Here is a 14,064-nt window from a genome sequence, read left to right as displayed (position 1 = left end):
TGAAAATTATATCTTATTTACGCCTAATCCCGCTTTATCGTCCTGCTGAATTTATTTCAGCATCTTTTTAGCGTGAAAGACCCTGAAATAAATTCAGGGTGACGACCGTCTTAACAGAAAACTTGATTAAAACGCCACAAAATGAGATTTAATAATCGAACTCAGGTTAACGGGATATTCTATCTGAACAGGGTACTTTTAGATTCTTATGGAATGGCCGGGACATCTCCTTACCACTACCAGGAAATAGATTTGACAAAAAGCATAGACAAAGTTACTGGTATCAAAAAAACAGCAGTATTAGTGAATATAACAGTAGTTAAACCAAAAGCCTTGTGCTATTTTAGCACCATAATCAAACGAGCATATTATAAATAAGAGCAGAACATAATCGTGGGTTACGGGATAACAAAAGAAAGATCTTTGTATTCCATAATCAATCATTAGCATACGTACAAAATAAGCCAGCACTTTAGCTCATTTATTCTTTTAAAAACATCATCTATCTGGTGCTTTCTCAACCCCTATACGTCTTTAATCGACCAAGTTTTAAATATTGAGCCATTGAAAGAAAAATTATCTGAATTATTAGGTATCCGACCATGCTTTTGTTTACCAGCAGAACTACAAATGAGTAAAGTATTTTTCTTTATTTTCTTCCCGTTTCCTATCGCTTAAAATAATGAAATTATATAATGACATTATTTTAATTGAGCTTCTAAAATGCGATAATATGTCCGCATTCGACGAGCTCTATTGCAGATATTGGGAAATGTTATATGATATTGCTTATAAAAAACTAAAAGACCAAGAAGACGCCAAAGATATCGTTCATGATATTTTCCTACAGCTTTGGAATAACCGGACTTCGCTAAATATTTACAGTTCATTTTCAGGTTTTCTGTTTATCACCTTAAAAAACAAAATCATCGATAAACAGCGGTTAACCGCAAACCGGTTAAACAGAATTAATGAAATTGCCAAGGCATCAACGGTATATGAGGACACTGTTTATGATCAGGTGTATTACAACGAACTCAACAGTTTTTTAAACGAGCAGGTAGATCAGCTACCAGAAAAAATGAAAGAAATTTACCGTTTGAGCCGCGAAGAAAATCTCTCTATTGAGGAAATTTCAGGGCGCTTATCAATTTCTTCGCAAACGGTTAAAAATCAACTTAGTACAGCACTTAAGCGCCTGCGCCAAAAAATAAGCCAGCACCTTTGTTCATTTCTATTCTAAAAAATTAAACACACCTCTGGTACTTTGTAAACATCAGTTCGTCTTTAGGCTATCATCTTAAAAAATTATGCCGTTGAAAGAAGAATTTTACAAAAGGTTTAAAATATCTGAGCAGCCGTCGTCGATCGATAATGAGCAAGAACGCGAAGATATCAAGCACGAGATTTATCAACGGTTACAACAAAGCATCGATAGGCAGCGATCGAACGACAGAAAGCGCATAATTAAGCTGTGGACGGTTAGATCTAAAGCCGCAGCTATTTTAATTGGTGTATGTAGCTTTTTATTCATCGGTTACAGCTATTACACCAGAGAGAAGGATAAAACCGAATATATCACCGTACAAGCAAACAAAGGACAGGTTTTGGAAGTCTTACTTCCCGATCATAGTACAATAACGCTTAATGCGGCCACTATTATCCGGTATCCCGCTAAGTTCATCAACAGCCGCGATGTTTATCTGGAAGAAGGGGAAGCGTATTTTGATGTATCGCACGATGCATCCAAACCATTTATTGTGCACTCTGGAGGAATTAACACCAAGGTATTGGGAACGGCGTTCAATATCAAATCGTATAAAGAACTGCCAAACATTACCGTAACGGTAACCAGGGGAAAGGTACAGGTAAACGAAAGCTCAAAGGCACTAAACACGCTTAGGCCTGATGAGCAGTTAACTTTTAACCGAAGCACCCATAAGGTAAGTACCCAAAAAGTAAAATCGGCGAATACCGTTACCTGGACGCATGGCGATTTTAATCTGGATGGTGTTTATTTCAAGGAAATAATGCTGGCCATAGAAAACCGGTTCAGCATAAAGGCAATTTACGATCCCAAAGTATTCAACAACTGTGAGAACAGTATCAGGTTTACCAAAAAACAAAGCCTAACGGATGTACTGCAGGTTTTAAAAACCATCCAACCTATCCATTATACTATAAAAAAGGACTCGGTGTTTATCTCCGGAAAACCTTGCTATTAAAGAGAAATCAACCCCTAAACAATTATAATACATGAAGCAAAAATTACAAACACTAACACGGAGGCTGGCAAAACTAGGGATAGTTGCGCTATTATCCACCGTTTCACTGGGCAGCTGGGCACTTAACAAGTTCCAGGATATCCGTACCGTTAAGGTAACCATCAGTTTTAATGGAGAAACACTCGAAAAAGCATTCGGACGGTTAAGCAATATTTCAAAAATGCCGTTCAATTACAATCACAACGAGCTCCGCAAAATTTCTACAAAACAATTAAATTTTAAAAACGAAGCACTTCCAGCCGTTTTAAATGCCATTTTAAACGGAACCCAGTTTCAGTATAAAGAAGGAGAATCGGGTGTTATTATTTTTAAAACCAACGAAAAGTCAGATCTGCGCATCAATAGCGCCGCTAATGCTCCAGATCCAATTACCATAAAAGGTATAGTAGCCGATAATAACGGGCCAATTCCGGGTGTATCGGTAATTTTAAAAAGTACCGGTAAAGGAACCAGTACTGCCGCCGATGGCTCTTTTAGCATTAAAGCAGAAAAAGGAGAAATATTGGTATTCTCTACTTTGGGCTACAAAACTAAAGAAGTTACCATAACCGATCAAACCAACCTTAATGTACTATTAGAAATTTCTGTAAACAACCTCGAAGAGGTAGTAGTTGTAGGTTATGGCGAGCAAAAGAAAATTAATTTAACCGGTGCAATCGGTACCGTTTCTGCAAAAGATTTGGAAAATAGACCCGTTACCGGTGTTACCAACGCCATACAAGGTAAAGTTGCAGGGGTAAGTATAACCACCGGCAACGGGCAACCGGGTAGAGATGGGGGTACAATCAGAATTAGAGGTATTGGATCCGGATTGGGATCAGGTGGCGCGAGCGCCGGTCCTGCTGTTATTGTAGACGGCGTACCAGGCGCTATGGGGGATGTAAACCCGAATGATATTGAAAGCATTTCAGTACTTAAAGACGCTGCTTCTGCGGCTATTTACGGCGCCAGGGCTTCGAACGGCGTAATTTTAATTACCACCAAAAAAGGAAAACAAGGCAGCTTGCAAATGCGTTACGATATGTATGCCGGGCCACAGCAGGTTACCAAAACACCAGATTTTTTACCGGCATGGCAACAGGCACAGTTATATAACGAGGCGAGGGTGAATGAAGGTGCCGCTCCCAGATGGACTGATAACGATATACAGCTGTTTAAAGATGGTAGCGATAAAACAGGTGCGCATCCAGATACTGATTGGTCATCGTTAATATTTTCGGAAACAGGATGGCAACAAAACCACAACGTAAGTATCAACGGTGGCGATCAAAAATCAAAATACATGGTTTCTTTAGGTTATTTTGATCAAAAAGGAAATGTAAAGAAAACAAGATATCAGAAATACAATGCCTTATTTAACGTTAATTCGCAGTTAACTGAAAAATTAGGTTTAAGTGCAAAATTAGGCTTCTTATATGCTCCTTTTTCTGAGCCGATAAGTACTTACGCCACAAGTTTTTCGCAAATCATCCGTATGGCAAACCGTATTTCTAATACTGTACCTGCCAGGTGGGAAAATGGCGCTTTAGGTTATGTATCTGATGGTAGCCCCTTAGCCTGGTTAGATTCTCCATCAAGCAATCAATGGCAGAATTATACCGTTACCGGTAACGTAGCGGGAGATTGGTCACCACTAAAAGGTTTACATTTTAAGCCTTCTTTTGGTTACAGGTTAGGCTTGGGTCAGCAGCAGCAGTATGTTTCAGAAATACAGTATTATAAAGGTGGTCCAGCGGGTACGCCATTAACACCGACCAAACTTGAAGGGCCAAACAACTTAACCAATGCTACCGACAGGACAACCTATACGCTTGTACAGGCCGTGGCGGATTACGAAAAAAGCATAGGCAGCCATAATTTCAAAATTTTGGTTGGTGCTTCACAAGAGTATTCCATATATAACACTTTTTCTGCCCAGCGCCAGAATTTCCTGAACAATGAGCTAACCCAGATCAATGCAGCGCCAGCTCTTGGCCAGTCTACATCAGGATATGCCAATGATTGGGCGCTGCAATCTGGATTTGGCAGATTTAACTATAATTTTAATGAAAAATACCTGCTAGAAGGTAATTTCCGTTTTGATGGCTCTTCGCGTTTTGCCAAAGGCCATAGATGGGGTAAATTTCCGGCTGTTTCTGCAGGTTGGGTAATATCAAAAGAAGATTTCTTTGCTGGTGCCCTAAATACGGTAAACTCATTAAAATTACGTGCATCATGGGGTAGATTAGGCAACCAACAAATCAGCAACAACTATGCTTATTTTGAGTCGATTTCTGGTGGACGGACCTATTCATTCAATCAGGTACTGGTAACGGGCTTATCGCCAAATGCGGGTGCAAATCCGCTGTTAAAATGGGAAAAAACGCAATCAATGGGTGCTGGTATCGATGCTACATTCTTAAATAACAAGCTGGATGTTTCAGTGGACTATTTCGAAAGAAAAACATCAAATCCGTTAATGCGGACCCAGGCTAGCGCTACCTATGCCTTTACCGCTCCATATGTAAATGTTGATGGTGAGATGACCAATAAAGGTATAGAGTTCAGTGCAGGGTACAAGGATAAAGCCGGAGAATTTAATTATAGCATTAATGGTAACTTCTCTTTCATCGAAAATAAAGTAACCAAGTTAACAGGAGGAAAAGTAATTAACGATAATACCTTCTATGATGTGGGTACTTCTTTTTATTCGCTGTATGGCTATGAGGCTTTAGGTATTTATAAAACTCAGGCCGATGTAACCGGAACAGCTGTATTAAACAATAAGGTGGCTGCAGGCGATATACAATATAAAGACCAGAATAACGATGGCAAGATAGATGCTAATGATAAAGTTGATTTGGGTAGTTTTTATCCAAAAATCAATTATGGTCTTACTTTCTCTTCCAGCTATAAAAGTTTCGAACTATCCTTATTCTTCCAGGGCGCTGCCGCTGTAAAAGCCATGGGCGGTGGCCTGATTGGCCAAGTTGGACCAGATGTGCAAAAACCGACCAATGTATTTTTGGATAGATGGACACCAACCAATACCAATGCCGATTTTCCAAGGTTATGGTACAGCTACAAACAGAACGATCCAACTAGCACGCCTTCATCTTTCTGGGTTAAAGATGCCTCTTACCTGCGCCTTAAAAACGTAACATTAGCCTATACACTTCCAAAAAATGTGGTTAAAACATTAGGATTAAACAATGTTAAAGTTTACTACAGCGGTCAAAACCTGTTAACCTTTACCAAATACTACAAATGGATAGATCCTGAACTTGGAGCAGCCAATAGCTCAAACACAGCAGCCGGATCAGCAGGAAGCGTTTATAACTACCCACAAGTATTGGTAAATACATTTGGCCTTAATGTAACATTTTAAAAAACAAACAGATGAAAAAGAAATTAATCTATATACTTCTTACCGCTGCTGTATTTACGGGCTGTAAGAAAGACATACTCAATACCAAACCATTAGATCAATACAGCAATAGTACCTTATGGGCATCAAAAGCAGATGCCAATGCCGCATTAACCGGATGTTATAGCGGCTGGGAATCGGGCGATAATGTAATATACGACGATTGTATATCTGACAACGGTATTGACCAGTTTCCATGGGAAGGTTATGAAACCTTTGCCTCAGGACTGGCTACCGCTACTGCCCCAGGAGTAAACAAATACTCATATACAACTATTCAACGATGTAACTGGTTTTTGGATAATGTGGATAAAGTTCCCTCGGCATCACTCGACAATACATTAAAAACAAGGATGAAAAGTGAAGCCAGGTTTTTAAGGGCTTATAAATATGCCATCTTAAGCCAGGTTTATGGCGATGTCCCATTTCCCCTGCACAACCTTTCGACTGATGAGGCCAATAAGCTTCAACGTACACCTAAAGCTCAGGTTGTTGATTTTGTTCTTCAGGAACTGGCAAGTATTGCACCTTCATTGCCTGTTAGTTATTCGGGCAGTGATATAGGCCGCATTACCCGAGGTGCTGCACTCGCTCTGAAAGCAAGGACAGAGCTGTTCAATGCAAAATATACCGATTGTATTGCCACAACTCAGCAACTGATGACTGCACCCTTCAATTACACACTATTTCCTGATTACGAAGGATTGTTCCGTCCACAGAACAGCAATAACGCAGAGGTAATCTTAGATGTACAGTATCTACAGAACGACAATGCCGAGTGGGTACTTGGCGCTGCACTTCCCAATTCTTCTGGTGGATGGAGCTCAATGGCACCAACACAGGCACTGGTAGATGCATACGAAACCACAAACGGAAAAACGATCCAGCAAGACGGCACATATAATGCAGTTCAACCTTATACCAACAGAGATCCACGTTTAGATGCAACTGTTATCCGCCCAGGATTATCGTATATGGGTTCTTACTTCGATCCTATAAGTGCATCTTCTAGCGATCTTGTGGGTAACAACAATGCCTCTCCAACCGGATATAACTTTAAAAAATACCTTGCTAATATTGACGATTATAACAATACAGCCTATGGAACTGATGTGTGGAATACCGGAGGAAGTATTATTGTTATCCGCTACGCAGAAATTTTACTGACCTATGCAGAGGCAAAAATTGAAGCCAACCAGATTGATGCTTCGGTTTATAATGCCATTAACCTGGTAAGGCAACGCCCTACCGTAAATATGCCTGCGGTAACTTCAGCGATATATCCTGACCAGACTTCATTACGGGCACTTATCCGCCGCGAAAGAAGGGCCGAACTGGCAGGCGAAGGTTTACGTTGGTATGATATACAACGTTGGAAAATTGGTGCAGATGTATTAAATGGAGATGTAAAGGGCTGTTTAAAGGGATCGGTAAACCCCGCCAACGGCGCCTTGACTTTAACCCCAAATTCAAATTTTGTAGCAGGATCGAGAACATTCGACCCTAAAAACTACCTGTGGCCTATTCCACAGAAAGAATTTGACATTAACCATTCATTGAAACAGAATCCAGGATACTAAAAGCCGTTAATCAATGGCTTATATTTTATAAATTAGTGATAAAGGGGTAATTTATTTACCCCTTTATCTTTATATCCTAACCAAAAAGCCGATACATTTATAAGGGCAGCATCTTTTAGCCCATAAATTTTAAATGATGAAAAAAATAACCCTGATTTTACATTTCGCATTTTTATTATATTCTTCACATCTGTTGGCACAATCTCCTGCAAAACCTATATGGACAGCGGATAACGGCAACGGAACCTATAAAAACCCTATACTTTGGGGTGATTGGCCCGATCCTGACCTGATTAGGGTTGATGACGAATTCTATTTCGTATCTACCAGCATGCACTACGTACCGGGATGTCCGGTATTAAAATCTAAAGATTTGGTGAACTGGGAAATGGCCGGTTATGCCCTTGAGCGTTATGATGAAGATCCACGGTATGACCTTAAAGGCGGCGACAGGTATTTAAGGGGTTCCTGGGCAGCTACGATCAGGCACCGAAACGGTCTTTTTTATGTGGGTTTCTGCACACCCAATTGGGGCAAGGAAAAGGGTAATTTTTCGATGTGTACCGCAAAAGATATCAAAGGTCCATGGACCAGAACAATTTTTCCAGAATACCTGTATGATCCGGGTTTGTTCTTCGATGATGACGGCAAAGTGTATGTTGCGCATGGACAGCAGAAACTCTACATTACAGAATTAAATGCTGATGCTTTATCGGTAAAAACCCCTCAAAAGGAAATTTATAATAATCCCCAATATCCTTACCTGGAAGGCTCCCACATGTACAAATTCAAGGGAAAGTATTATATTCTGGGATCTACCGGCGGCACAAAAGGCCGACAGGTTTGCCTGAGATCAGACAACATCTATGGCCCTTACGAATCTAAAGTAGTCATTAATGACGATCATACCTATCCTGGTAACGGACTGCATCAGGGTGGAATGGTCCAGCTCAAAGATGGTTCGTGGTGGTTTATCATTATGCAGGACCGTGGCCCTATCGGGCGTACACCCAACCTGGAGCCTGTTAACTGGGTAGATGGCTGGCCTATGCTCGGCAAAGACGGTAAAGGTGTTTTGGTATATCAGAAACCTGATGTCAAAAAAAAATATCCGGTTACTACGGTTGCAGCATCAGATGAATTTAGTTCCGCTACACTGGGGCTACAATGGCAATGGAACCATAATCCTGACAACAAAAAGTGGTCGTTGAAAGAAAGAAAGGGCTATTTACGCCTGCACGCAATTGAAGCATCAACACTCACCACAGCCCGTAACACACTCACGCAAAGGGTGCAGGGGCCCCTATCAGCGGGAACGGTTGAAATGGATGTTTCCCAGTTAAAAGATGGAAATATTGCCGGTTTCGGCATCTTTCAATCGCCTTACGCCTATATCGCTGTTAGAAAGGACGGGAATCAAAAAACACTTATCATGGTGAACAATGGAAAAGTAATAGATAGCATTAAAAACTTTAGCCAGAACAAACTCTGGATAAGGGCAAACTTAACACATATCGATTTTACAGCAACATTTGCATATAGCACAGACGGTCAAAAATTCATTTCTTTCGGCAATCAGCTAAAAATGGCATTGGGATATGACTGGACGGCAAACCGCTTTGCACTCCTGAGCTATAGTACCAAAAAGGTAGGAGAAGAAGGTTATGCCGATTTTAACTGGTTCCATTTTAAAGGAGAGAACCAGCCTTATGCGAAAAACAATGAGGGTGATTAAAAAACGGTCAATAAAACTTTGGTTCAATCGTTGCAGGAAGTCTTATCATTATAAAAATGAAAATTAACATTAAAATATCCGTTTCCATTATAGTTCTAATCTGTTTTTGCTATGCCTCCGCGCAGGCCCGGGTTCATTCTGATCCTCGTAAAAACCATCGATCTGATCACCAAACGGTGTCTTATAATGGTAGTTCCTTAAAAATAAACGACAAAGAGATCTTTATATATAGCGCTGCATTCCATTATTTCAGGTGCCCAAAAGCATTGTGGAAAGACCGGTTTCAAAAAATAAAGGCTGCCGGTTTTAACACCGTAGAAACCTATATACCATGGAACTGGCACGAACGGAACATGCCAAAAGATATTCAGGATCAGTCACAGTTTGATTTTTCAGACCTGCAGGAGTGGCTGCATATGGCGCAGAGAGAATTTGGCCTTTACACAATTGTGCGCCCCGGACCCTTCATTTGTGCGGAATGGGCCGGCGGGGGATATCCAAGGTGGCTGGCCAAATTCCGTCCTGATATAGATGGATTTTGGTTAAGGAGTAATGATACTGAGCATGTAAAATGGTGTATGCATTGGTATCAGGCAGTAGGTAAGATCATCGCAAAAGAGCAAATTACCCGAAAAACTGATCAAGAAAAAGGCATTATCATGGTCCAGATCGAAAATGAATACGATTCCCATGAAACCACTAACAAAACAGCTTTTTTACAGTCTTTATATCAAGGGGTAAAAAACGCAGGTGTTAAGGTACCCATTTTTAGCTGCCTTACCTCCGAGTGCCGGGGAAGCAAAGATAGCGTGCTTTCAAATGTTTTTGATTGTGACAACTACTATGTGGATTTAAACGATGCTATTAGCTGCGCTAAACGGATGGAAGATCTAAAACATAGACAGCCCAACGCGCCGGGCTTCGTTACTGAACTGCAGGGCGGATGGTTTTCTACTGTGACTGGCAGGCTGAGCGAAGAGCATGAATCAAACGATAAACATTTTTATGCGGTGGGTATGATGTCGATTTTGGGAGGCGCCACCGGATTAAATTATTATATGATCTATGGTGGCACAAATTTCGCTGGCTGGGGGGCAAGGGGGCAAACAACCAGTTATGATTACAATGCAGCAATCAAAGAAGATGGCAGCTTATCAAAAAAATATTATGCTGCCCAAAATATTGGTGATTTCATCAAAAAATATCAACAGCAGCTCATCCATTCTAAAGGTGGCGTCTGCACATTTGAAAAAGCCCCAGCTGAATTAGTTGGGGGAATGCGCATTGCCCAGGATGGGACCAGGTTTGTTTTTCTGCACAATAGCACTGCAAAAAAACAGATTCATGGAACAGCCTTAATCAAACCAGGGGCAAATGCATCGGCCTCGGCGCCTATTTACAATGTAAACCAAAACGAAGAGAAAGTTTTAATCAAAGTAAATACCGTTAAAAAAAGTGATTTAGCTGCCGAACCAGCGTTTGAAATCGCCTATGATTTAGATTCCTTGGAAACAAAAGTATTGGTCATTCCGCCCGGAGTCATTGCCAAGCAGGGTATTTGGTGGGGTTTACAAAACAACAAAAAGGAAGCAAAAGAAACCAAAACCAGTCTATCAATTAAAGCGGTGAAGGTGCACAATGAAGATTTCAAAGCCAAATGGCAGTCACTTTCCTCAAACCGCTCCTTGCCGGAATTAGGCGTTAACGATTGCCGCTATGTACTCTACCGTGCAAATGACAAACTAACCCAAAAACAGGCAGACCAGTTTTCTAAATTAATGTTCAATACATTTTCCAGAGACATTCTAAACCTGCAGGTAAACGGCAAAATAGCGCCGCGCTTATACCCTACTGATAAATATGCAGCCAGTGTGAGCAGAAATGTAAACAAATCTTTCCAAAGAATAAAAGAGAACGACTACGATAATATCTTCAATGTTGCAGGCTTGTTGCATCCGGGAGAAAATGAGCTTATCGTGGTATATGAAAATATTGGCCATGAGCACGGTTATTATCCAATGGAAGAGTTGTGTGGTATACGCAATGCTGGTTATAGCGATACAGTTAACAATATACAAAAGGCCATTAGTTGGCAGATAGCTACCGATTTAGCTGGCATTAAAAATCATTTTATTTCACCCGGTTATAATGACCGTTCCTGGGAAGAGGTAAAATTAGATACCACATTTAAAGTTGCCCGAAAAGGAAATAACATACAACCAAAAGGAAAACAAAATGCTTTATTTACCTGGTACAGAACTGAATTTGAACTTTCTAAATCCCTTAACAGGGAGGCTTTGTCCCATTTATTGATCAATGCCTCTGGCAATGGCTTTATTTACCTTAACGGGCACAATATAGGCCGTTATTGGGAGGCTGGTCCGCAACGTGAATTTTATTTACCAGAGTGCTGGCTCCATCTTGGAAAAAACGAAAAAAATGTGATCACCCTGGGCTTACAACAAACCATCAACGGGGCGGAAATCAGGGGAATGACCATTTCACAATATTAAAAAAGATTTATGAACAATATAAAAGGCAAAGTACAGACCCTATTCCTGTCCACTGTTTTATTGGTGGCATCCTTAGCCACCCTGGGACAACAGACTGCTCCAAAGCTTAAACCTGCCAGCAAAAATGCTGATATCCCCTTCCCCAAAAAGACGGAAATTTACCATCAGGGCTGGGTAGACTTTAATAAAAACAACAAAAAAGACCTGTACGAAGATCCGTCCCAACCGATACAAAAACGGATCACCAATTTACTTTCTCAAATGACATTGGAAGAAAAATCGTGTCAATTAGCCACCTATTATGGCCATGGAAAGGTATTAACCGACAGCCTGCCAACAGGAAAATGGACCAGCATGATCTTTAAGGATGGTATTGCAAATATTGATGAACATATTAATAATACCCCAAGGATAAAAGAAAACGAAACTCCTTTTAATAATGCGGTGGCCATTAACGAAACACAGCGTTTTTTCGTTGAATATACCCGTTTGGGTATTCCGGTTGATTTCACAAATGAAGGCATTAGGGGCCTAACGGCAAGACATGCCACAAGTTTCCCCTCGATGAATGCATTAGGCTGTACCTGGGATAAGGAGCTCGGTTTTGAAATGGGTAGAGTAGAGGGTAAAGAAGCACGGGTATTGGGGTATACGAATGTTTATGCACCAATTTTGGATGTAACAAGAGATCAGCGCTGGGGAAGATGGGAAGGTTCCCTGGGTGAAGACCCTTACCTGGTGGCACGTATGGGCGTAGCTATGGCGAAAGGAATCCAATCAGAACACGTCGTATCTACGCCTAAACATTATGTTGGCTACGGCGATACCAAGGCCGCCCGCCAGTGGGATTCCCGTACCGATCCACATATTACGCCATCTGAAATGTATTATATTCATGAATATCCCTTTCGAAAAGTTTTCAAAGAGGCCGGTTCACTTGGGGTTATGAGTTCTTACAACGATTACAATGGGATTCCAATGGCTGGAAATTATTATTATCTTACTACCAAACTCCGAAAAGAAATGGGCTTTAAGGGTTATGTGGTCTCAGATAGTTATTCAATTGAACGGCTTTCGGATATCCATCATGTAGCCGCTGATCACAAAGAAGCCTGTTTAATGGCGCTGAAAGCCGGACTAAATGTAAGAACAGACTTCAATGACCCAACTGAATACATTCAAAACGTCAGGGCTTTAGTTAAAGAGGGAAAGATTCCTATCCAGCGGATTAATGAGCTTGTAGAAAATGTGCTGTATGTAAAGTTTTGGCTGGGCCTGTTCGATAACCCTTATACGGGCCAGCCTGAGGCAGCACAAAAAACGGTTTCAAGCGAAGAACACCTCAAAGCTGCCTTAAGAGCGTCCAGAGAATGCTTGGTATTGTTGAAGAATCAAAACGATTTGCTCCCTTTAAAAGGGAATTTCCAAAAAATTGCAGTTATTGGCCCAAATGCCAACAAAAACAACTACGTGCCGACACATTATGGGCCTATGGACTTTGCTGCATTTACCAGCGTATACGATGGCTTGAAAAATGTTTACAAGGGCGAGAATGTCGTGATTAACTATGCAAAAGGAATCGAGCTGGTTAATAAAGGGTGGCCTGAAAGCGAACTGGTTCCCGATACCCTGACTACTGATGAAAACACATCTATTAAAGAAGCTGTTGAGCTGGCTTTGAAATCCGATGTAACGGTACTGGTGCTGGGCGATGGAACAAGTACATCTGGTGAAAGCCGTACACGGAGCAGTTTGGATTTACCCGGACACCAGGAGAGGCTGCTAGAGGCGCTGCAAAAAACAGGTAAACCGATCGTTCTGGTATTAATCTGGGGACGACCAGCCTCCATCAACTATGCCCAAAAATACTGTCAAGCAATACTGAGCGCACCTTACCCTGGCGCGCAGGGTGGGCAGGCCATTGCCGAGGCATTAAAAGGCGAGTATAATCCGGGTGGTAAATTAAATGGAACCTGGGTGAAATCCGTAGGACAGCTTCCTTTCAACATTCCGGCAAAACCAAATGCCAATTGGGAGCCAATGAACAATTATTCAGTGGCCAACAAAGGGCTTTTATACTGTTTTGGGTATGGATTATCTTACACCAAGTTTGCCTATGACAGTCTTTCAGTTGATAGTATTGAGAGTAAAACCGGAAAGGTCAGTATCCGTTGTAAAATAACCAATACCGGTAATTTAGCCGGTGATGAAGTCGTACAGTTATACATCAATGATGTGGTGAGTTCTACCACAACCTACGAGAAACAATTGCGTGGCTTCGAACGTATCCCGCTGTTAGCTAAAGAATCGAAATGGGTAACGTTCCAAATAGTTCCCGATGATCTGACGCTGATCAATGTCGACAATAAAGTAGTATTGGAACCTGGGGAATTTAAGGCAATGATAGGTGCATCTTATGATGATATCCGCCTACAAAAAAGCTTTTTTGTAACCGGAAACTCACCAAAAAAACAGGTACCGGTGAAGAAAACCCCAATTAAGAAATCAAAAATGATGCGCGATACCGATGAGGTAAAATGATCCG

Annotated in this window: 8 protein-coding genes; all 8 read left to right on the top strand. The window is 41.2% G+C overall.

The window, feature by feature from the left end:
- The first annotated feature begins 141 nt into the window (after positions 1-141).
- The 8 genes from AW17_RS24430 to AW17_RS09365 all read left to right on the top strand — a co-directional run bounded on the left by AW17_RS24430 (position 142) and on the right by AW17_RS09365 (position 14,060).
- Positions 142-378 carry a hypothetical protein gene (locus tag AW17_RS24430; RefSeq protein WP_167343656.1) on the top strand — a complete coding sequence of 79 codons (237 nt, stop codon included), beginning with the start codon at positions 142-144 and terminating at the stop codon, positions 376-378.
- Positions 379-682: 304 nt separating this feature from the next.
- Positions 683-1,243 (top strand): RNA polymerase sigma factor, encoded by a 561-nt coding sequence (locus AW17_RS09395; RefSeq protein WP_083488665.1) that lies wholly within the window; start codon positions 683-685, stop codon positions 1,241-1,243.
- Positions 1,244-1,310: 67 nt separating this feature from the next.
- Positions 1,311-2,225, top strand: a complete 915-nt coding sequence (locus tag AW17_RS09390; RefSeq protein WP_051691729.1) for a FecR family protein — start codon at positions 1,311-1,313, stop codon at positions 2,223-2,225.
- Positions 2,226-2,256: 31 nt separating this feature from the next.
- On the top strand, positions 2,257-5,652 hold the full coding sequence (locus AW17_RS09385) for a TonB-dependent receptor (RefSeq protein WP_051691728.1): 3,396 nt from the start codon (positions 2,257-2,259) through the stop codon (positions 5,650-5,652).
- Between the two features lie 11 nt (positions 5,653-5,663).
- Positions 5,664-7,271 (top strand): RagB/SusD family nutrient uptake outer membrane protein, encoded by a 1,608-nt coding sequence (locus AW17_RS09380; protein WP_029275876.1) that lies wholly within the window; start codon positions 5,664-5,666, stop codon positions 7,269-7,271.
- A gap of 136 nt (positions 7,272-7,407) precedes the next feature.
- On the top strand, positions 7,408-9,006 hold the full coding sequence (locus AW17_RS09375; protein ID WP_051691727.1) for a glycoside hydrolase family 43 protein: 1,599 nt from the start codon (positions 7,408-7,410) through the stop codon (positions 9,004-9,006).
- Between the two features lie 56 nt (positions 9,007-9,062).
- On the top strand, positions 9,063-11,519 hold the full coding sequence (locus AW17_RS09370) for a glycoside hydrolase family 35 protein (RefSeq protein ID WP_051691726.1): 2,457 nt from the start codon (positions 9,063-9,065) through the stop codon (positions 11,517-11,519).
- Positions 11,520-11,528: 9 nt separating this feature from the next.
- Entirely contained in the window at positions 11,529-14,060 is a 2,532-nt protein-coding gene (locus AW17_RS09365; protein WP_051691725.1) for a glycoside hydrolase family 3 N-terminal domain-containing protein, read from the top strand.
- Positions 14,061-14,064 lie beyond the last annotated feature (4 nt).

The sequence above is a fragment of the Pedobacter borealis DSM 19626 genome (genome assembly GCF_000708285.2).
Taxonomy (GTDB): Bacteria; Bacteroidota; Bacteroidia; order Sphingobacteriales; family Sphingobacteriaceae; genus Pedobacter; species Pedobacter borealis.
Note: the sequence above shows the minus strand (reverse complement) of the source record. Positions and strands in the feature narration are given on the sequence as shown.

Excerpts from the sequence above, each read along its gene's own strand:
- AW17_RS24430 (WP_167343656.1), top strand. The coding sequence starts at position 142 with ATGAGATTTAATAATCGAACTCAGGTTAACGGGATATTCTATCTGAAC.
- AW17_RS09395 (WP_083488665.1), top strand. The coding sequence starts at position 683 with ATGAAATTATATAATGACATTATTTTAATTGAGCTTCTAAAATGCGAT.
- AW17_RS09390 (WP_051691729.1), top strand. The coding sequence starts at position 1,311 with ATGCCGTTGAAAGAAGAATTTTACAAAAGGTTTAAAATATCTGAGCAG.
- AW17_RS09385 (WP_051691728.1), top strand. The coding sequence starts at position 2,257 with ATGAAGCAAAAATTACAAACACTAACACGGAGGCTGGCAAAACTAGGG.
- AW17_RS09380 (WP_029275876.1), top strand. The coding sequence starts at position 5,664 with ATGAAAAAGAAATTAATCTATATACTTCTTACCGCTGCTGTATTTACG.
- AW17_RS09375 (WP_051691727.1), top strand. The coding sequence starts at position 7,408 with ATGAAAAAAATAACCCTGATTTTACATTTCGCATTTTTATTATATTCT.
- AW17_RS09370 (WP_051691726.1), top strand. The coding sequence starts at position 9,063 with ATGAAAATTAACATTAAAATATCCGTTTCCATTATAGTTCTAATCTGT.
- AW17_RS09365 (WP_051691725.1), top strand. The coding sequence starts at position 11,529 with ATGAACAATATAAAAGGCAAAGTACAGACCCTATTCCTGTCCACTGTT.